General features: G+C 58.5%; 15 protein-coding genes. 13 read left to right on the top strand and 2 right to left on the bottom strand.

What is annotated here, in order from left to right:
• Nucleotides 1-106: 106 nt before the first annotated feature.
• From ftsZ to lpdA, 11 genes are all read left to right on the top strand, one after another.
• Complete coding sequence (ftsZ, locus tag ACQK2Q_RS09590; RefSeq protein WP_425409521.1) at nucleotides 107-1,669, top strand: cell division protein FtsZ; 1,563 nt, start codon at nucleotides 107-109, stop codon at nucleotides 1,667-1,669.
• Nucleotides 1,670-1,925: 256 nt separating this feature from the next.
• Entirely contained in the window at nucleotides 1,926-2,822 is an 897-nt protein-coding gene (lpxC, locus tag ACQK2Q_RS09585) for a UDP-3-O-acyl-N-acetylglucosamine deacetylase (RefSeq protein ID WP_425409520.1), read from the top strand.
• Between the two features lie 99 nt (nucleotides 2,823-2,921).
• Nucleotides 2,922-3,905, top strand: a complete 984-nt coding sequence (locus ACQK2Q_RS09580; RefSeq protein ID WP_425409519.1) for an outer membrane protein assembly factor BamD — start codon at nucleotides 2,922-2,924, stop codon at nucleotides 3,903-3,905.
• Between the two features lie 86 nt (nucleotides 3,906-3,991).
• Nucleotides 3,992-5,728: a DNA repair protein RecN gene (gene recN, locus ACQK2Q_RS09575; protein ID WP_425409518.1), complete on the top strand. Its 1,737-nt coding sequence runs from the start codon at nucleotides 3,992-3,994 to the stop codon at nucleotides 5,726-5,728.
• A gap of 140 nt (nucleotides 5,729-5,868) precedes the next feature.
• Entirely contained in the window at nucleotides 5,869-8,037 is a 2,169-nt protein-coding gene (ligA, locus tag ACQK2Q_RS09570) for an NAD-dependent DNA ligase LigA (RefSeq protein WP_425409517.1), read from the top strand.
• A gap of 61 nt (nucleotides 8,038-8,098) precedes the next feature.
• Entirely contained in the window at nucleotides 8,099-8,662 is a 564-nt protein-coding gene (locus ACQK2Q_RS09565; RefSeq protein ID WP_425409516.1) for a LemA family protein, read from the top strand.
• Nucleotides 8,659-10,365 (top strand): DUF2207 domain-containing protein, encoded by a 1,707-nt coding sequence (locus tag ACQK2Q_RS09560; protein ID WP_425409515.1) that lies wholly within the window; start codon nucleotides 8,659-8,661, stop codon nucleotides 10,363-10,365. Before ACQK2Q_RS09565 ends, ACQK2Q_RS09560 begins: the two co-directional genes overlap by 4 nt.
• A gap of 259 nt (nucleotides 10,366-10,624) precedes the next feature.
• The gene (locus tag ACQK2Q_RS09555; RefSeq protein ID WP_425409514.1) at nucleotides 10,625-11,857 is read left to right on the top strand and encodes a 3-methyl-2-oxobutanoate dehydrogenase (2-methylpropanoyl-transferring) subunit alpha; all 1,233 of its coding nucleotides are present in this window, start codon (nucleotides 10,625-10,627) and stop codon (nucleotides 11,855-11,857) included.
• Between the two features lie 3 nt (nucleotides 11,858-11,860).
• Nucleotides 11,861-12,877, top strand: a complete 1,017-nt coding sequence (locus ACQK2Q_RS09550) for an alpha-ketoacid dehydrogenase subunit beta (RefSeq protein WP_425409513.1) — start codon at nucleotides 11,861-11,863, stop codon at nucleotides 12,875-12,877.
• Nucleotides 12,877-14,214: a dihydrolipoamide acetyltransferase family protein gene (locus tag ACQK2Q_RS09545; protein WP_425409512.1), complete on the top strand. Its 1,338-nt coding sequence runs from the start codon at nucleotides 12,877-12,879 to the stop codon at nucleotides 14,212-14,214. The genes ACQK2Q_RS09550 and ACQK2Q_RS09545 overlap by 1 nt, the downstream gene beginning before the upstream one ends.
• 156 nt (nucleotides 14,215-14,370) lie before the next feature.
• Nucleotides 14,371-15,759 (top strand): dihydrolipoyl dehydrogenase, encoded by a 1,389-nt coding sequence (lpdA, locus tag ACQK2Q_RS09540; protein ID WP_425409511.1) that lies wholly within the window; start codon nucleotides 14,371-14,373, stop codon nucleotides 15,757-15,759.
• 64 nt (nucleotides 15,760-15,823) lie between these two features.
• On the opposite strand, the gene ACQK2Q_RS09535 is transcribed toward lpdA, so the two are convergent.
• A complete protein-coding gene (locus ACQK2Q_RS09535; protein ID WP_425409510.1) occupies nucleotides 15,824-16,408 on the bottom strand; it encodes a hypothetical protein in 585 nt (194 codons plus the stop codon).
• Nucleotides 16,409-16,688: 280 nt separating this feature from the next.
• Here ACQK2Q_RS09535 and ACQK2Q_RS09530 point away from each other — a divergent pair, with 280 nt between their 5' ends.
• Both ACQK2Q_RS09530 and ACQK2Q_RS09525 read left to right on the top strand, forming a co-directional pair.
• Nucleotides 16,689-17,453 (top strand): hypothetical protein, encoded by a 765-nt coding sequence (locus tag ACQK2Q_RS09530; protein WP_425409509.1) that lies wholly within the window; start codon nucleotides 16,689-16,691, stop codon nucleotides 17,451-17,453.
• 224 nt (nucleotides 17,454-17,677) lie between these two features.
• Nucleotides 17,678-18,175, top strand: a complete 498-nt coding sequence (locus ACQK2Q_RS09525) for a hypothetical protein (RefSeq protein WP_425409508.1) — start codon at nucleotides 17,678-17,680, stop codon at nucleotides 18,173-18,175.
• Nucleotides 18,176-18,895: 720 nt separating this feature from the next.
• Here the strand turns inward: ACQK2Q_RS09525 and ACQK2Q_RS09520 are convergent.
• On the bottom strand, nucleotides 18,896-19,885 hold the full coding sequence (locus tag ACQK2Q_RS09520) for a mitochondrial fission ELM1 family protein (protein ID WP_425409507.1): 990 nt from the start codon (nucleotides 19,883-19,885) through the stop codon (nucleotides 18,896-18,898).
• Nucleotides 19,886-19,925 lie beyond the last annotated feature (40 nt).

The raw sequence follows: 19,925 nt of genomic DNA, 5'->3' as shown, positions 1-19,925 counted from the left end.
AGGGTTCTGAACGATTCTTTAACGAATGAATTAACCATCAGGGGTTTCCAGCATCGTCAGGTGCAATCGGGGCGGCCCTGCAATTTGCGCATAACCGGAGACATTCATGCCACTCAATCTAAGCGTTCCTGAACTCACTGAACTGAAACCGCGCATTACGGTCATCGGCGTTGGCGGCGCCGGCGGCAACGCCGTCAACAACATGATCGAAAGCCAGCTTGAGGGCGTCGATTTCGTCGTGGCGAACACCGATGCGCAAGCCGTAGGTCTTGCTAAGGCCGAAAAGAAGATTCAGCTCGGCGTGAAGACGACGCAAGGTCTCGGGGCTGGGTCCATTCCCGATATCGGGCGCGCGGCGGCCGAAGAGTCGCTGGATGAAATTCTTGAGCATGTGGGCAATGCGCATATGCTCTTCGTCACCGCCGGCATGGGCGGCGGCACGGGCACGGGCGCCGCGCCTGTTATTGCGAAAGCAGCGAAAGAACGCGACATCCTCACCGTCGGCGTTGTGACCAAGCCGTTTCACTTTGAAGGCGCGCGACGCATGCGGCTGGCGAGCGCCGGCATCGACGAATTACAAAAGCATGTCGATACGCTCCTGATCATTCCCAACCAGAATCTCTTTTCCATCGCCAATGAGCGCACGACCTTCCATGAGGCGTTCGCCATGGCGGATCAGGTGCTGCATTCAGGCGTTCGCGGCATCACGGACCTCATGGTCATGCCGGGCCTCATCAATCTTGATTTCGCCGATGTGCGCACAGTCATGAGCGAGATGGGCAAGGCGATGATGGGCACCGGCGAGGCCGAAGGTGAAAAACGCGCCATCCAGGCCGCCGAAGCCGCAATTTCAAACCCGCTTCTGGATGAACAGTCCATGAAGGGCGCCAAAGGCGTTCTCATCAATATCACCGGCTCAATGGACATGACCCTGTTTGAGGTCGATGAGGCGGCGAACCGCATTCGCGCCGAGGTTGATCCTGACGCGAACATCATCGTCGGTTCGACTTTCAATCAGGATCTTGAAGGCAAAGTGCGCGTTTCCGTCGTTGCGACAGGCATAGACATTGAAGTGAGCGATACGGCCCGGCCGCAGATCAAGATCAACACCGGGGCAGTTTCCAAACCATGGCGCGAGCCGGTCAGCGTCGACAGACCGGCGCCGGCGCAGCAGGAAACGCGGCCAGGCGCGGCGTCTGCTGTGCCCGCCGCGCCAGCAGCGCAGCCGCGTCCCGCTTCTGCGCCCGTATCATCGCCGGTTGCAAGTGCGCCCTCCGCCGCGCAAAACCCGGTCGGCGACGTGCATGAGCGCATTCGTAAAATGCTGACGGAAGGCGCTTCGGAACATCGACCTGCATCTGCGCCGCCGCAGTCCGCCGCCGTGAGAACGCCCGTCAGCAAACCGGCCATGCGTCCCGCCGGCGAGGCTCACCGGCCGGCGCAAAACCCTTTCCGCGGCGCGCAGGCGCTGGGAAAGCATTCGCTTGAGGCCGCCGTGGATATGTTCAAGGCGCTGGGCGGCGGAGAAGAGCGGCGCGAAACGGCGCCGCCGCGCGCGCCCGAAGCGGCGAAGCCAAGCCAGACCGGCGCGCGGGGCGATCTGTTCGATGACCAGGAAGACGCGGACCTTGAAATTCCGTCATTTTTGCGAAAGAAGAAAACCGGATAAACACTTTTGGCTTTCCGCTACAAGCGTTTGAAAAACTTTACTAAACTGCGCCTTACCTCAAAGGTTTGGCGCAGTTTTTTTATGACTTGCACGTAGGAATCTGTATTAATCATTGACCATGCTTCATTTTCGGTATCGCAAAAAGTCTGTAGGGTGGTATTTTCTGCGCAGACGGGCGGTGCGTGACAATCAGCGTTTTGTGCGTGAGGATATCGGGCGCGGAGTGGTTTGGCGTATGGGGGGATGTGGTCAAGGTATGAAGGGACGTGAACGCCAAAGAACCTTAAACCGTGATTTGTCGTTCGTAGGCGTCGGGCTTCATTCCGGCGCTTATTGCGAAGTCACTCTCAAGCCGGCCGAAGCCGATACCGGGGTGGTTTTCCACCGCAGCGATCTCGATATCGACAATCCGTTTATCACGGCGTCGCCGATGAATGTGGTTGCAGCCGATCACGGCACGTCGCTCGCCAATGAGGCGGGGGCCCAGATTGCGACCGTCGAGCACCTGATGGCGGCGCTGGCGCTCTGCGGCGTCGATAATGTGCTGGTTGAGGTCAATGGACCGGAAATCCCCATTCTGGACGGCAGTTCGCGGGAATTTGTGAGCGGGCTTTCCAGCGCCGGCTGCGCCGAACAGGACGCGGTGCGCGAGCCGTATTTCATCCATCACCCTATCCGCATCGGAGATGACGACCGGTTTATTGAGTTTTCCCCGGGTCCGCGCCGGCTGAAGCTGGAAATTGAGTTTAACGACTGCCTCATCGGCCGCCAGTCGCTGTCGCTTGATCTCGATAATCTCGGCGATCTGGAGCAACTGGCGTCCGCTCGCACATTTTGCCGTATCGGCGAAGTCGAGCATTTGCGCGAGGCGGGCCTGATACGCGGCGGCACGCTGGCCAACTCGGTGGTCGTGGACGGCGACAGGGTGCTCAATGAAGACCCGCTGCGCAATCCGCAGGAATTCGCGCTGCACAAGGCGCTCGACCTGATTGGCGATCTGTATCTGTTGGGCGCTCCCGTCCGCGGTTCGATTCATGCGGTTCGGCCGGGGCATTTTCTCAACACCCGCGCGGCGCGCGCCGTGTTGCGGCGGGCGCAGGGCGAGACCGGCGCTGCGGCGACGGTTCGCGAATCGCTGCAGGCGACCGCGTAGCCCCGCCGCGTTTGACGATGGCAAACCGCCCCACTAGAACAGCGGTTTGAAGGCTTCGCCGTCAGGCGAATTTCATGTTAGCGGAAAGGCGATCAACTCGTGACATTTCGGTTTGCGTTTTTGGGTAAAGTGCTCTGCATCTTCGCCGCGTGCGTCATGCTGGCTGCGTGCAGCTCGTCAAGCAAGAAGAAAAAATTCGCATATGTCGAGCGCCCTGCGGAAACGCTTTACGCCAACGCGCTGCGCGACCTGGAAAGAAAGCGCTATGAAACCGCCATCGCCTATTTCGAAGAGGTCGAGCGCCAGCATCCTTATTCCGCCTGGGCGCGGCGGTCTATGTTGATGAAGGCGTTCGCCTATTACAGCGGCAATGACTACGAGGAGGCGGTTGGCGCGCTGGACCAGTTTCTGGCGCTGCATCCCGGCAACAAGGATGCGCCGTATGCATATTATCTGAAAGCCATGTGCTATTATGAGCGCATTCGCGATGTGGGCCGCGATCAGGATTACACGAACAACGCCGTTGCATCGCTGAACGATGTTATCCGCCGTTATCCGGATACGGAATATGCGCGCGACGCGCGATTGAAACTCGATCTGACATTCGATCACCTTGCCGGCAAGGAAATGTATGTCGGACGGTTTTACCTGAAGCAGAATAAGCACATTGCCGCTATCAACCGGTTCAAGACGGTCATCACCGATTACCAGACGACCAGTCACGTGCCGGAAGCGTTGCATCGCCTCGTTGAAACCTATCTTGAGCTTGGCATCGTTGACGAAGCGCGCGCCGCCGCCGCCGTGCTAGGCCACAACTACCCGGGCAGTGCGTGGTACCAGGACAGCTACCGCCTCTTTGAGCGCTATGATATCGTCGCCGGCGGAGACCGGTTGCCGGGACGACAGGCGCGGCTCAAGGATAACGGCGATGACGAGGTTCCCGATGTCGGCGATATCCGGCCGGAAAGCCTGACGGATATCGACCCGCCTTCGGCTGAAGAGCTCGAGGATCTGACGGACGGCGCGGAAGACGACCGTCTGATCGAGCGCTCGCCGATTGAGGAAGCGCGCGAGCCGCTTTAACCCTTCCGCAAACTGAGATAGGTCGGTAAGCAAACGCCGCGCGCGATGCATAGTTGCGCGCGCAGCCATTATGGTAAGCTGCCTCGATGCTCACATCGCTGCAAATTCAGGATTTTGTACTGATCGATCAGGCGCGGCTGGCGCTCGGACCCGGCATGACGGTCCTGACCGGTGAAACAGGCGCGGGGAAATCGATCCTGCTGGATGCGCTGGGTCTGGCCGTGGGCGGCCGTGCGGAACGCGGCGCCGTACGCCAAATCAGTAAAGGCGTGAGCGCCAAGCAGGGCGTTGTGTCCGTGATCTTTGAACCGCAGGCCGGTCATCCGGTCTGGAGCGTTCTGGAGGAAAATGCGCTCGACACCGGCGAAGATCAGGTGATCCTGCGCCGCGTGCAAACAGCGGACGGGCGCGGTCGCGGCTTTGTAAACGACCAGCCCGTATCCATCGGCATGCTGCGCACGGTCGGCGAAACGCTGATAGAAATTCACGGACAACATGACGGGCGCGGCTTCCTGACGGCATCTGCGCATCGCCAGATGCTGGATGAATTCGGCGGGCTGACAAAAAAAGCCGCCGGCGTTGCTGCGTGCTGGCGCCGGTGGCGCGACGCGCAAGACCAGCTTGAAGAGAAAAAGCGCGCTCGCGATGCAGCTGCGCGAGAGGCGGATTATCTGCGTCATGTCGTCGAAAGGCTCGGTAAACTCGATCCGCAGGCGGACGAAGAGGCGGCGCTCGCCTCACGCCGCGCAGAGCTGATGGCGTCGGACAAAATCGCAGATGATCTGAACGCCGCCGCCACAGCCATGAGCGAAGGCGGGTTTGATACAAAGCTTGCGGCGGCCTTGCGCCGCATTGAGCGTGCGGCGGCGCGTATGGAAGACCCCGATAATCCGCTGGCGCAATTGGCCGCGAGACTGGAAAGCGCGCTGAATGAGGCGGGCGAAGCCCGCATCGCGCTTGACGACGCGATTTCGCGTTACGGCGCCGACCCGGATGAACTTGACCGGGCGGAGGAGCGCCTTTTCGCCCTGCGCGCGGAGGCGCGAAAGCACGGCGTGACGCCGGACGGCTTGCGCGCCTTTCTCGACAAGGCCAGGGCGACGCTGGACGACCTTGAACAGGGCGAGGCGGCGTTTGGCGCGCTGGAAAAAGAAATGCAGGACGCAAAGGCCGGTTTTACAAAAGCGGCGGCGGCGCTTTCGAAAGATCGCATCAGCGCGGCCGCGAAACTTGACCGCGCGGTGGCCAAAGAGCTGGCGCCGCTAAAACTCGGCAAGGCTGTCTTTGAGACGCGGATTGCCTCAGACGCATCGCATCCGACGTCGGACGGCATTGATAATGTAGAGTTTATGGTGGCGACCAATCCCGGGGCGCCGGCGGGCCCGCTGAAAACGATTGCATCGGGCGGCGAGCTGTCGCGCTTTGTGCTCGCTATGAAGGCGGCGCTGTCGGTAAAGGAAAACCGCACGGTTATAATTTTCGATGAGGTTGACGCCGGAGTTGGCGGGGCCGTCGCCGACGCCGTCGGCGAACGGCTCGCGCGTCTTGCGGCTGACGCGCAAGTGCTGGTGGTGACGCATTCGCCGCAGGTTGCAGCGCGCGCTGGCGCGCACTGGCGCATCGAGAAAAAGCAGACAAAATCATCAACGCTTACAAAGGTCACGGCGCTTGGCGCCGATGAGCGGGAAGAAGAAATTGCGCGTATGTTGTCCGGCGCGGAAATCACCGATGAAGCGCGGGCAGCCGCGCGCCGGTTGCTGGGCGCGCCCGAAACGCAAAAGGAGAAAGCGCCGGCGGTTCGGAAAGCACGCAAGCGCGCGTAAACGTCTTGCGTACAATGCGCGAACGTGGCTTTCAAAAAAAACCGGTCTGTTGAATTCTTACATATTGCCAAATGTTGGCGGATAATGATCCACCGGTATCCGGCGGCGGCGATCGTCTCACTCAGTTTTCGAAGGAAAAAATGGCGAAGAAAAAATCGGCGGATGATTTTGCGGATATCCCGGTGGGAAAACTTTCCGCTGAACAGGCTGAGGCGGAGCTTGCGCGGCTCGCCGCCGCCATCGCCCATGCCGATGAGGCGTATTACAATAAGAATCAGCCGGAGATTTCCGATGCTGCGTATGATGCGTTGCGCCGGCGGAACCTGCTTATTGAAAAACGGTTTGCGAAACTGAAACGCGATGATTCGCCTTCGGACAGGGTGGGCGCCGCGCCTTCCACGAAATTCGAAAAATCAAAGCACGCAATCGCGATGCTCTCGCTCGACAATGCATTCAGCGACGATGACGTCGCCGAATTTGACAAGCGCGTGCGCCGGTTTCTCGGTCTCGGCGAAGAAGAACCGCTTGCCTATACGGCGGAGCCGAAAATTGACGGGCTGTCGCTGAATTTGAGATATGAAGGCGGCGTGTTGAAAGTTGCAGCGACGCGCGGCGACGGCCAGACGGGCGAGAATGTGACTGGCAATGCGCTGATGGTCGCCGACATTCCGCAAATGCTGAAAGGCGCGCCCGATGTGCTGGAGGTGCGCGGCGAAATCTATATGAGCCACGCGGATTTCGAAGCGCTCAACGCTCGGCTTGAAGCGGCGGGTGAAGAAAAATTCGCCAATCCGCGCAATGCGGCGGCAGGCTCGCTGCGTCAGCTCGACGCCGCGATTACCGCGTCGCGGCCATTGCATTTTTTCGCCTATGCCTGGGGAGAGGTGAGCGCGCCCCTGGCCGAAACGCAGTACGGCGCCATTCAACAGCTTGGAAAGCTCGGGTTTAAAATCAATGGACTGACGAAACGCTGCGCCAGTGTTGCTGACATGATCGCGCAATATCGCAGGATTGAAGCGGACCGCGCAACGCTTGGTTATGACATTGACGGCGTCGTCTACAAGGTCGACCGGCTCGATCTGCAGGAGCGCCTCGGCTTTGTCTCCCGTCATCCCCGCTGGGCGACGGCGCATAAATTTCCGGCTGAGAAAGCAACGACAATATTGGAAGAGATTGAGATTCAGGTGGGGCGCACGGGCAAGCTGACCCCCGTCGCGCGCCTGACGCCCGTCACTGTTGGCGGCGTCGTGGTTTCCAACGCGACGCTTCACAACGCCGATTACATCAAGGAAAAGGACATTCGCAAAGGCGATACGGTGATTATTCAGCGCGCCGGCGATGTCATTCCGCAAATTCTGGACGTCGTGAAAGAAAAACGCCCGAAGGGCGCCAGGCGGTACGCCTTTCCGGAGAATTGCCCGGTATGCGGCAGTCACGCCGTCAACGAAGTGAACCCGAATACAGGCAAGGCGGATGTCGACAAGCGCTGCACCGGCGGACTGGTCTGTTCCGCGCAGATCGTCGAGCGGCTGAAGCATTTTGTCTCGCGCCAGGCGTTTGATATTGAAGGTCTGGGCGAAAAACAGATTGCGGGTTTTTTCGAGCAGGGGATCATCAGGGAGCCGGCGGATATATTTTCACTGCGCCGCCGTCAGGAAGCTGGGAAAATTGATCTTTATACCTATAAAAAGAAAACGGATGGCGATCTGGCGTTGAAAGACGGCGTTCCAGTGCCGACGAATACGAAATCAGTGCAGAATCTTTTCGACGCAATTGAGGCGAAGCGGATGATCCCGTCGCCGCGCTTCATCAACGCCCTGGGCATCCGTCATGTGGGGGAGACGAATGCGCGATTGTTCGCCCGTCATTATGGCGGGTTTGACGGGTTTTACGGGGCGGCGTTGAAAGCGCGGGACGAGACGGGCGAGGCCTATCAGGACATGCTGTCGATCGATGGCGTCGGTGCGCTGGTGGCGCGGGGCGTTATCGATTTTTTCGACGAGGCGCATAACCGCGAAGCGGTCGATCGGCTGTTGCAAGAGGTTACGCCCGAGGCCGTCGAAGCGGTGGCGTCCGCGAGCGCCGTCGCCGGCAAGACCGTGGTCTTTACAGGAACGCTGGAGACCATGACGCGCGATGAGGCGAAGGCCCGCGCGCAAGGCCTCGGCGCGAAAGTTTCCGGATCGGTTTCGGCCAAGACCGACTATCTGGTGGCCGGTCCGGGCGCGGGATCGAAATTGAAGAAAGCCGAGGAACTGGGCGTTACGGTGCTGACGGAAGATGCATGGACGAAACTCGCGAATGGATAAATACTGACGCCAGCGCTTTAAATCTGATGACGCATTCCTATATCGGATAGAAGGGGGGCTGATGAACACCACAATTATCCTTACAGGAATTATATTAACCATTATTGCGGGCGCGATTGTAATTTACAATCTGCTCGTGAAGCGCCGCCAGCTTGTCAACAATGGCTGGGCTGATATCGACGTGCAGCTTAAACGCCGCGCGGACCTTATTCCGTCGATCGTCACGACAGTGCAAGGTTACGCCAGACATGAGCGCCAGCTTTTTGAGGACATTGCCGAAAAACGCAGCGCGGCGCTGGCTGCGGGCGACGACCCGGCGGCGCGCGGCGCGCGTGAAAGCGAGCTGTCGCGGCCCGTGGCGCGCATGATCGCCGTGGCGGAAGACTATCCAGAACTGAAAGCCAGCCAGAACTTTCTCGACCTCCAGAATGAATTATCGCAGACGGAAGACAAGATCGAAATGGCGCGTCGCTTTTATAATGGCGCGGTGCGCGAGCTGAACACGCTGGTGGAAAGCTTTCCGGTGAATATCGCAGCCGGCCCGTTCGGATTTTCCAAACGCGACTATTTTGAAATCGATACGGCCGACAGGGCGGTTCCCTCAATCGCGGAGACGCGCGCATGAATATACGGGCGATTTTGATCGCGATCATTGCTGTTGTCTGGCCTGTGTCGGCGGTGGCGGTTGAGCAGATCAATGAATTCAATGTCGCGATTGATGTGCAAAAAGACGGCGACATCATCGTCACCGAGACAATCGCCGTCACGGCGGAAGGCGCGCAGATCCGGCGCGGCATTTTTCGCGACCTGCCGCGTTATTATACAAAAGATGGCAGGCGTCTTCCCTATAATTATGACGTGGCGCGCGTCACCCGCAACGGCGAACGCGAACCCTATAATGTAGAGCGCGCCGGAAACGCCCTGCGCATCCGTATCGGCGATGCGGATGTTTTTCTGAAAAACGGCGCGCATATTTACGAAATCGAATATGAAGTCAAAAACCAGATCCGCTATTTCGATACGTATGATGAACTCTATTGGAATGTCACGGGCAGTTACTGGTATTTTCCCATTGAGACCGCACGCGCGGTTATCACTTTGCCGCAGGGCGCGCGCGTCAATCAAACCGCGGCTTATACCGGCGGCCAGGGCGATACCGGCGGCGCCTATCGCTACAGCCGGGATGGCGACGCGCATGTTTTTGAAACAACATCGCCGCTCATGCGCCGCCAGGGACTGACCGTCGCGCTCGGCTTTGAAAAAGGCGCCGTCGATCCGCCATCCGCAGCTGACCGGCGCGCGGAGTGGTGGACCATACATGCATCGATGATCGTGCTTTTGTCGGCGATCGCACTGCTCTTCCTGTTTTACCTGCGCGCCTATCATCGCGTCGGCCGCGATCCGGCGAAAGGCCCTGTGTTTCCCCGCTATGAGCCGCCGGAAGGTTTCTCGCCCGCCGCGACGCATCATATTTATCACCGCCGCTTCGCCGGCCACAAGGCGCTGATTGCATCCTTACTCAATTTGGCCATCAAGGATCGTCTGCGGATCAATGCGAAAGACAAGAAGAAAACAGAGCTGACATTGCTTGAAGAACCACCGGCTTCGTCCGCCTACAAAGAAGAAGACGAACTGGTCAGTAAAATTTTTAACAGCCGCGAAAAATTCACGCTTGGCGACGATTACGATGCGTCTTTTACAAGCGCCTATAGGAATTTTCAAAAAGAGGTTGGCAAGGATTTCGGCGCGCCGTTTTTCAAATGGAACAGCGGTTTTCTGGTGCTGGGGATTATTTTATCGGCGATTGCGATTGCGGTCGCGGCGAAATTATCCATCGGCTGGACGCTCTGGCATATGGGACTTGTGGCGGCTCTTGTCATTCTCAGCGCTGTCTTTTCCTATTTTCTGCCGGCGCCCACTGACCGGGGACAAAAGATCAGAACCGAGATCGAAGGCTTCCGGCTCTATCTGAAAACGGCGGAAAGATTACAGCTTAACGCCGCAAAACCCGGAACCGATGCGCCGCCGCCGATGAGCGTTGAGCGTTATGAACGTTTCCTGCCGTTCGCTGTCGCGCTTGGCGTTGAACAGCCCTGGACGAAGCATTTTGAAAAACTCATACCAGCGGAGGCTAAAGCGTATAATCCGCATTGGGCCAGCCTGCATGGCGGTCATTATAATTCGATCGGGGGACTCAATCGCAGTCTCGTTTCTTCCATGTCGTCCGGCGTCGCCAGCGCGATGCCGCAAAGCTCTTCCTCGTCAGGTTCGGGCGGCGGTGGTTTTTCCGGCGGCGGCGGCGGGGGCGGCGGCGGCGGCGGTTGGTAGAATGCTGTGAATTCGGGTTGCGCTGACTTTCTCTCAGCCGAACCCTGTTGAATTTTCTGCTATGAGTGTTTCTCCGATTGGCAGATTCGTCTTTTCACGCCTCCGCAAATCACGCTCGGCGCTCTTTTTCCCCGAGTCTCGTTTCCGGCCATTGCCCGCGCCATATTCCCCGCGCTACACCCACGCGAAAAGCAGCCGGATTTCAAGGCAATAAGGCCTCGTTCGCAGTTCGCCGGACGGGACGAAACGGGAGCAGAACATGAGCGACGCGAAGCCGCTATCTCTTTACGTGCCGGAGCCGGAATTCAGGCCCGGCGACCAGCCTGATTTTTCAAATGTGGAAATTCCACAGGCCGGCGCCGCGCCGAAGCCGCCCATCGACGTCGAGGCGGGCGACATCCGCGATCTCGCCTATACGATCATTCGCGTCATGAACCGCGAGGGCGAAGCAGTCGGCCCGTGGGCGGAGATGTTGAACGACGATCAGCTCAAGGAAGGTCTTGAAGACATGGTGCGCGTGCGCGCATTCGATGCGCGCATGCTGATGGCGCAGCGCCAGGGCAAGACAAGCTTTTACATGCAGGCGCTGGGCGAAGAAGCAATCGCCTGCGCGTTCTCAAAAGCGCTTCAGCCGGGCGATATGAATTTCCCCACATACCGCCAGCAGGGGCTTCTTTTGTCATCCGACTATCCCATGGTCGATATGATGAATCAGATTTACTCCAACGCCGCGGATCCCTTGCAGGGCCGGCAGTTGCCGATCATGTATTCGTCGAAAGAGCACGGGTTTTTCACCATATCCGGCAATCTTGCGACACAATTTATTCAAGGCGTGGGCTGGGCGATGGCGTCCGCCATCAAGGGCGACACAAAAATCGCCACATCCTGGATCGGCGAAGGCTCGACGGCGGAAAACGATTTTCATTCCGCGCTGGTTTTTGCCTCCACCTATCGCGCGCCGGTCGTATTGAACATCGTCAATAACCAGTGGGCGATCTCGACGTTTCAGGGCATTGCGCGCGGCAAGGCGGCGACGTTTGCGTCACGGGGACTGGGTTTCGGCATACCTTCGCTGCGCGTTGACGGCAACGACTATCTGGCTGTCTACGCGGTCGCCAAATGGGCGGCGGATCGCGCGCGCGCCGGACACGGGCCGACGCTGATCGAACACGTCACCTATCGCATGGGCGGCCATTCCACATCGGACGACCCATCCGCCTACAGAGCGAAAGAAGAAGCGACGAACTGGCCGCTCGGCGATCCGGTGGAGCGATTGAAGACCTACCTCATCAAGCGCGGCGTCTGGTCGGATGCGCAGCATCACCAGATGCAGGAAATGCTCGAGGTGCAGGTCGCAGAAGCGCAAAAACAGGCGGAGAAAAACGGCACCCTTCATGACGGGCCGCATTCTTCGTCGGCGACCATGTTCGATGACGTCTACAAGGAAATGCCGCTGCATCTTCGCCGTCAGCGTCAGGAAGCGGGGCTTTAACCGATGTCCAGAATGACAATGATTCAGGCGATCCGCTCGGGCATGGATAACGCCATGGAAAAAGACGACAATGTGGTCGTCTTTGGCGAGGATGTCGGGTTTTTCGGCGGCGTTTTCCGCTGTACGCAAGGCCTGCAGGAAAAATACGGGCGCCAGCGCTGTTTCGATGCGCCGATCAGCGAAAGCGGCATTATCGGCGCGGCGATCGGCATGGGCGTTTACGGACTGCGCCCTTGCGTGGAAATTCAGTTTGCGGACTATATGTATCCCGGTTACGACCAGATTACCCAGGAAGCCGCCCGCATCCGCTATCGTTCAAACGGCGATTTCACCGTGCCGATGGTGGTGCGCATGCCGACGGGCGGCGGGATTTTCGGCGGTCAGACGCATAGCCAGAGCCCCGAAGCCCTGTTCGCGCATGTTTCCGGCATCAAGACAGTGATCCCGTCGAACCCCTACGACGCCAAGGGCCTCTTGATCGCCTCTATCGAGGACGAGGACCCGGTAATGTTTCTTGAGCCCAAGCGCCTTTATAACGGGCCGTTTGACGGTCATCACGACCGGCCGGTGACGCCGTGGTCGAAGCATGAGATGGGCGAAGTCCCGGATGATTATTACACCGTGCCGCTGGGCAAGGCGGCGGTGCGCCGCGAGGGCGCGGATGTGACGTTGCTGGTTTACGGCACCATGGTTTATGTCGCGGAAGCCGCGGCGCAGGAAGCCGGCGTCGATGCGGAAATCATTGACCTGCGGACGATCCTGCCGCTCGATCTGGAAACCATTGAAGAGTCCGTGAAAAAAACCGGGCGCTGCGTTATTGTGCATGAGGCGACAAAAACCTGCGGTTTCGGGGCGGAGCTGATGGCGATTGTCGCGGAGAGCTGCTTTTATCATCTGGAAGCGCCGATCATTCGCGTGACAGGGTATGACACGCCTTATCCGCACGCTCATGAATGGGACTATTTTCCCGGGCCGAAACGCGTCGGCGACGCACTGAAAAAAGTGATGGAGGCGGCGTAATGGGCGAGCATGTAATCAAACTGCCGGATGTGGGCGAGGGCGTAGCGGAAGCTGAACTCGTCGAATGGATGGCCGATATCGGAACCAATGTCACCGAGGACCAGGTGCTGGCTGCGGTGATGACCGACAAGGCGACGGTGGAAATTCCATCGCCGGTGGAAGGCAAGGTCATCTGGCAGGGCGGCAAGGTCGGCGAGATCATCTCCGTCGGCTCGCCGCTTATTCGTCTGGAAGTTGACGGCCCCGGCAATGTGAAGCCGGGCGCGGCGCCGGAAGAGGCGAAGGACGACGGTCCTGCGCCTGAGCCGAAGGAAGCCAAGGAAGAAAAAGAGCCGGCGAAAGATGAAAAATCTGCGCGCGCGGAAAAGCCGAAGGCTGAGCAGAAACCGGCGCCAAATACTGACAAACAGAAAACGAACGGCGCTGCGAAAACTGTCAGCGCAGTCCCCCGAAAAGAAGGCGAAAAGCCGCTGGCGTCTCCGGCGGTGCGCAAGCGCGCGGCGGATGCGGGGCTTGATCTGCGGCGTGTGCCGGGTACGGGTCCGGCGAACCGCATTTCTCACGAAGACCTCGATGCCTTCATCGCTTCGGGCGGCGAGGGCGCCGTTGCGCGCGGGTCCGGTTACGTTCGCAATACGCAAGTGACAGACGTTCCCGTCATCGGCCTGCGCCGCAAGATCGCCGAGAAAATGGAAGCGGCGAACGCGCGCATCGTGCCCATCACTTATGTCGATGAAGTCGACATGACCGCGCTTGAAGATTTGCGTAAAGAGTTGAACGAAACGCGAAAAGAAGGCCGGGCGAAGCTGACCATCCTGCCGTTCCTCATGCGCGCCATGGTGAAGGCGGTATCGGAACAGCCGCATCTGAACGCCATCTTCGATGACGAGGAGGGCGTCGTTCACCAGCACGGCGGCGTTCATATCGGCATTGCCGCGCAAACCCCGAACGGCCTGATGGTGCCGGTGGCGCGCCACGCTGAAGCGCGCGACATCTGGGACTGCGCCGAAGAAGCCGCGCGACTCGCCGAGGCGGCAAAGTCGGGCAAGGCGGCGCGCGACGAGTTGTCGGGCTCAACCATCACCATCACCTCGCTCGGGGCCATGGGCGGTATCGTCACGACGCCGGTGATCAATCATCCGGAAGTGGCGATTGTCGGCGTCAACAAAATGCAGACCCTGCCGCGCTGGAACGGCTCGGAGTTTGTTCCGCGCAAGATCATGAACCTGTCCTCGAGCTTCGACCATCGCGTCATCGACGGCTGGGACGCGGCGGTGTTCGTGCAGCGGATCAAGTCGCTGCTTGAGAACCCGGCGATGATTTTTATCGAGAGTTGATTTTTTATTCGCTCATCCCGGCATCCTTCGAGACGCCAAAATCACTTCATCCTGAGGGTGAGCGAAGCGAACGTCGCGAAGGACGAAGTGATTTTTGCTCCTCAGGATGAAGAGCCGGGATGAGCAGAAGACTACGGAAAGATACAGGCGGAAAAGATGCAAGACATTCAATGCAAACTTCTGGTAATCGGCGCGGGCCCGGGCGGCTACGTGGCGGCAATCCGCGCCGGGCAACTGGGGCTCGATACCGTGATTGTCGAGGGACAGTATCACGGCGGCACGTGCCTCAATGTCGGCTGCATTCCGTCAAAGGCGATGATCCACGCGGCGGATGAATTCGAGAAAGCGCTGCATTTCGCCGGCGACTCCCAGCTTGGCGTCAAGGCGGGCGCGCCGGAAATCGATTTGAAAAAAACGGTCCTCTGGAAAGACGGCATCGTCAAACGCCTCACCGGCGGCGTCGGCGGGCTCCTGAAAAAAAGCAAGGTGCGCGCCATCGACGGCTGGGCGACGTTTGTCGACGGGCGCACGGTCGACGTGAAAGGCGGCGATGAAGACTGCCGCATCCGCGCCGAGCATGTGATTATTGCGACGGGCTCGGTTCCGGTTGAGCTGCCGTTCATGCCGTTCGGCGACAAGGTGATTTCATCAACCGAAGCGCTCGAGCTCGATGCGCCGCCGGAAAATCTCGCCGTGGTCGGCGCCGGTTATATCGGTCTTGAGCTTGGCATTGCGTACGCCAAGCTGGGATCGAACGTGACGGTCGTCGAATCCATGGAAAAGATCCTGCCCGCCTGGGACAAGGAACTGACCCGGCCCGTGGAGAAAACACTGAAACGCCTCGGTGTCGAAGTGATGCTCGGCGCAAAGGCGAAAGCCGCCGGCAAAGAGGGGCTTCAGGTTGAAACGGCGGAGGGCGAAACGCAGACCGTCAAGGCCGACAAAATTCTTGTCACCGTCGGGCGCGCGCCGAAGACCGAAGGCTGGGGCCGCGACAACCTCGTCCTCGACATGGACGGGCGGTACATCAAAATCGACGACATGTGCCAGACATCCATGACCGGCATTTACGCCATCGGCGATGTCACCGGCGAGCCGATGCTTGCGCACCGCGCCATGGCGCAGGGTGAGATGGTCGCGGAAATCATCGCCGGCGAAAACCGCCGCTGGGACAAGCGCGCCATTCCCGCCGTGTGTTTCACCGACCCGGAAATTGTCGATGTGGGGCTCAACGCCCAAGAGGCGAAGTCGTCAGGCTACGATGTTAAAACACAAAACTTCCCCTTCTCGGCGAATGGCCGCGCCATGTCCATGGAGGCGGAGGAGGGGTTCATTCGCGTCGTCGCGCGGGAGGATAATCATCTCGTGCTTGGCGTGCAGGCGGTGGGGCGGGGCGTTTCCGAACTCTCGACCGCTTTCGGTCTCGCCATCGAAATGGGCGCGACGCTGGAGGACATCGCCGGCACGATCCACGCGCACCCGACTCTCGGCGAAGCGTTCCAGGAATCGGCGTTGAGGACGTTAGGGCACGCGCTGCATATATAACAAAACGGCGCACCCAACCGGAAAGGGAGCGCCGTTTCGCTACGCTACACAATGTTGAGACTGTCTAGTCTTCAAGATCGTCTTCGACATCGTCGGTTTCGTCGGCAATATCGTCGGCAGTGTCTTCAACCGCGTCGCCGATATCGTCCGCGCCGTCTACGACCACGTCTCCCACCGCGTCAGCGGCGTTACGAACAAAGCCGTCATTGCGGTCCTGGCGCTTTTCCAGCAACAAGGCATAGGCGTCGGCTTCTTTTTCAAAGACTTCCGCCTGGACTTCGATCGCGTCAGCGATGGCGTCGGCGTTGTCTTCAATAGCCTCTTCATCCGCTCTATTGTTGGCGGTCTTGTCGGCCGCATTGCGTATCTCGTCAGCGCGATCGCGCGCACGGTCCTCGCGTTTGTCGGCCCAGTCCTTGATCTGGTTCGAGGTCATGCCTTTGACCATGGCGGGGTCAAACTCCAGTCCCAGCTCAGCAATGACTTGCGCTTGCGTGTGCGCCGGGTCGGCAAGATTGGCGTGCTGAACGCTTGCGCTGGCGGCCGCATCGTGCTCGGCGCTTGCGCGTTTGTCATGGGCGATAGCGAACGCCGAAAGCGCTAATGCGCCCGCGGCGGCGCCGGAAAAAAGAATTGTGATCGGTCTCATTGTTACTTCCTTTCACAGACTACGGCGAACAAACACGAAGGTGCCCGCCAAGTTCCGTATGCGGAAACGCGTAAAAGCGCACAGGAACAGGCTTTTCTGAAATGTAATATTATTTCCAGGGCTGGCGCGCCCCGCCTTATTTCCGCCGCTTTATCCGCCGGTGCGCACAAGAGCGATTTCAAATGCAAATCATCCCATGCAAGTCAACAGTGCGATTTAAGAACGGTATAGCGCTTGTCAAAGTTAGTCTTTGTCACCATATCTTTATGGTGGAGGGGGTATGGGGTTTCGAATTCGAAAATTGGCAGGCAGTAGTCTCACCACGCGCTTGTGGCAAGGCGTTGCTATTTCGCCATTCACGATTTTCTTACTTGGGTTCGGGTTCATCTATTGGATTATGCTGATGTTCACCACGGTTATTACCGTGGAATGCGAGTACGCCATTATCTGGGTTTCGGGCTGGTTCAACTTTGCATCGCTGTATCAGTGGAGTGTTGTGGCTATTGGACTATGCGCCGCCACCTGGCTGGCTCGTGTTTTGTTCGTAAAAAGATTGAATTGTACAGAGACTATAGCTCAGTTCGTTTTTATTCTTGCGCTTGCAGCTGTTGCGATGGCGCAAAAGGCATATTTATTTCCCTATGGAGCACCTAGTCGTTTGCAGGTTGAGAAGATTGTGCAATCTGTATGGCGAAATAATTTGCTGTTAATAGAGGAGCAAGAAATTCTGACCGATTTCAGGGAGGGCTGGAAATATGATTATCCGCCGCCGCCCTTCGCAAGCTCGCCCGAACATCCTTCATGGGATGAAACGATCAATCTTCGATTGCCGCAGATTTTTAAATCAAGAAATTCTCCCACATGGAAAGAGTATCAGAGCATGTTTACATGTTTTGCGGACTATCAACTGGCTGTTACCGACTATTATCAAAACATGAAAATCTGGAATGAGTATTGGGCCGAATTTAATGACTGGTATGCGCGGAACAGATGGCGATACGATGATGTGTATCCACGCTTTCCATACTGGCAGGGCCAATATTGATTAACCAACGTCAGAGTAGGGCGCCTGCGGTTTTGCGTGCGCTATTGTCAAGCCGTGGCGAGTCGGCTTCGGTGAATTTACGACCTAACGCGAACACATCCCTATACTTTTAACGGTAGGGCTATACTGAGAACCATTGCGCCTTCTAATTGTCCCCAACAAACAATTCCGGACTTGCGAACGCATCTCCAATGACGTGATGATGTATGCAGGAGGCCGCGCCCATGGACGTCAACATTCTTGAAAGCGAAGACAACCGCAATCCGCTGGATTTCGACAGCGTCAGCCGCGCCGAGCTGGAGGTCTTCGGGCTCATCCCTGAATTATGCCCGACGCTCAACATCGCCTATTGCCGCTATATGCGCATGATCGGCTATTTTTCGTGTACGGAAGAGTTCGAAGAGCGTCAGAAAAGGAAAGACAAGCAAAAATTCTGGCCGACCCTGAAGGAGCAGGGCGGCCCGCACCCGGCGCAAAACGCCAATCTATGCGCGCTCTTCATGAACCATCATTGCGGCATCCCGTTCGATCAGGCTTACGCCTGGCATCGCCGGGTGGAGGCGCAGGAATGGCGCCAGGGCCTCAGGCCCGTGCGCGGCGTCACCGTCTCTGACCGGTATCAGGCGCTCATGGACGACAAGACCAACAAGCTGACCACGGCGGCGCTGGTAAAGGAAGACGGTTCGACATCGCATATCGACGCCGACGATGTTGAGTTCTGAACGGCTGCACACACAACGCCAAGGCGAGCGGCGGCGCAGCATTTTACAATCTATGTGTTGAATTCTTCAAAAAAACCCAGTGTTGGTGGATAGATATCCACCCCCTTTTGAACCTGCCCTATACTGCGCGGCAGTCCGGATACGGAGAGGCGTTGAGCTCGCCGTTTCTCAGCGGTCCGGATCGCGGCGCCCCGCGCGCAAAGGCGCGCAGGTTATAATTTGACCGCGTTCGCGGTCGGGCGGTTGGCGCCCCCCGTTACTCCAAATGCTTGTAATCCATGCGGACGGGGGATCGGACGCCAGCTTAGTCCCGGCCGTTAATTGGGGTTGGGGCCCCAATTCACCTGCAACCGAGCCCCCGGGTGAAACGCGCGGGAATGTTTCTTATGGGAGCAGGAACGCGCGCCGGCGGCATTCGGTTGGCTATGATGCATAAGCCGGCCCGCGCGCGAAGGCGCGCACGATATGATTAGACCGCATTCGCGGTCGGGAGGCGCAAAGCCTCTACTATTGTTATTGAAAAGAAAGTTTTGCGTCTCGCGCAATCTCTCCACCTTATGCATTCGCTTTCACATGAAAGGCGGTGACGATGAAACTTGTCCGGAAGGCTACGGCGTTGCGCGCTCGCGATGGAGTCTTGATTTGCCCGCCTTCGCGGTGACTTCTTGTTATGCCGCGCCTTCGCGGCGGGGAAAGGCTATTGGAATGACAAACCGCAATTCATCGCAAAAGGCGGCGGCGAATTTCCGCGGCGATTTCAGGCGTCGCATCCATGGGTTCGCGTTCGAATGACGGCGCCTGATCTGAAAAGGGTCTTGTATGCCCTTTCCTTTCAAGCTGGTCGACAAACCAGCTCAACTTGCGCGCCAGCCCCGCCGGCCGCCAGACATAGACGCCAGCCGAACTCGCCATGGCTTCGCTCACCATATTATGGGAATCCCCCGCCACCACCAAAGACTCAGCGTTGCCCAGAATATCTATATACGGATTATTTCCCTCGCCGTTCCATAAGAATACATGTTGATGTTTGACCATTTCACCCATCGCCTGCATGAAACCAGCGGGCGTTCTTCTGGATGGCGTAATTGCAATGGAAGAAAAGTTTGCGCCAGCGGCGCTTATCCGTTTGGCGAGTTCATTTGCAGCCTGAACATCATAGCGCGCCCCGCCCGATGGCCCGCCCAGCACAACGCCGAGAAACGGCTTGGGCAGTCCGGCGATTGCGCTTGCCGGCGCCGTGCGGGAGGCGGCGATGTTTTCCGAAAGCCCGTGCGGCGATGTCAGCGTGGAGATGACGTTCGGGCCCGTCAGCCGGTCATGCGCCGGGGCCCACAACACATCCGCTGCGCTGCGCCCGAAGCGCGGGTCTTTCATGATGACGATTTTTGTATGCTGATCGCTGGCGCGTTTCAGCGCCAGCGCATGCGGGATTGCGCGACGGCCCGAGGCGACGACAATCGCCGGCGGGCGCCCCTGCAAGGGACCGTTTCGCGCGCCCGGCGCTTCGCGCGGATCAACAGGACCCCACGGCGCCAGAAAGCGCCATGGCGCGCGCGGCGTCACGATGCGCTTTTCGTAATTTCCGCTTATCGCTCGGGCAACGGCGATGCACTGAACATCGTCGCCAATTTTTCCGTCCGTCAGCACCCACAAATCGCTCAGGTCTATGGGGCCGTCGCCGGAACTGCAGGCAGGATCAGAATCAGCCATCCGTTTCAATGCACCGCACATAACGACAAACTACGCGGAC

It is taken from the genome of Hyphococcus sp. (assembly GCF_965228385.1).
In the GTDB taxonomy this organism is placed as follows: Bacteria; Pseudomonadota; Alphaproteobacteria; order Caulobacterales; family Parvularculaceae; genus Hyphococcus.
The sequence above is the reverse complement of the archived record's forward strand: the minus strand, read 5'-3'. Positions and strand labels throughout refer to the sequence as shown.

Coding starts and splice junctions, on each gene's coding strand:
- ftsZ (WP_425409521.1), top strand. CDS start 107: ATGCCACTCAATCTAAGCGTTCCTGAACTCACTGAACTGAAACCGCGC.
- lpxC (WP_425409520.1), top strand. CDS start 1,926: ATGAAGGGACGTGAACGCCAAAGAACCTTAAACCGTGATTTGTCGTTC.
- recN (WP_425409518.1), top strand. CDS start 3,992: ATGCTCACATCGCTGCAAATTCAGGATTTTGTACTGATCGATCAGGCG.
- ligA (WP_425409517.1), top strand. CDS start 5,869: ATGGCGAAGAAAAAATCGGCGGATGATTTTGCGGATATCCCGGTGGGA.
- ACQK2Q_RS09565 (WP_425409516.1), top strand. CDS start 8,099: ATGAACACCACAATTATCCTTACAGGAATTATATTAACCATTATTGCG.
- ACQK2Q_RS09560 (WP_425409515.1), top strand. CDS start 8,659: ATGAATATACGGGCGATTTTGATCGCGATCATTGCTGTTGTCTGGCCT.
- ACQK2Q_RS09555 (WP_425409514.1), top strand. CDS start 10,625: ATGAGCGACGCGAAGCCGCTATCTCTTTACGTGCCGGAGCCGGAATTC.
- ACQK2Q_RS09550 (WP_425409513.1), top strand. CDS start 11,861: ATGTCCAGAATGACAATGATTCAGGCGATCCGCTCGGGCATGGATAAC.
- ACQK2Q_RS09545 (WP_425409512.1), top strand. CDS start 12,877: ATGGGCGAGCATGTAATCAAACTGCCGGATGTGGGCGAGGGCGTAGCG.
- lpdA (WP_425409511.1), top strand. CDS start 14,371: ATGCAAGACATTCAATGCAAACTTCTGGTAATCGGCGCGGGCCCGGGC.
- ACQK2Q_RS09535 (WP_425409510.1), bottom strand. CDS start 16,408: ATGAGACCGATCACAATTCTTTTTTCCGGCGCCGCCGCGGGCGCATTA.
- ACQK2Q_RS09530 (WP_425409509.1), top strand. CDS start 16,689: ATGGGGTTTCGAATTCGAAAATTGGCAGGCAGTAGTCTCACCACGCGC.
- ACQK2Q_RS09525 (WP_425409508.1), top strand. CDS start 17,678: ATGGACGTCAACATTCTTGAAAGCGAAGACAACCGCAATCCGCTGGAT.
- ACQK2Q_RS09520 (WP_425409507.1), bottom strand. CDS start 19,885: ATGGCTGATTCTGATCCTGCCTGCAGTTCCGGCGACGGCCCCATAGAC.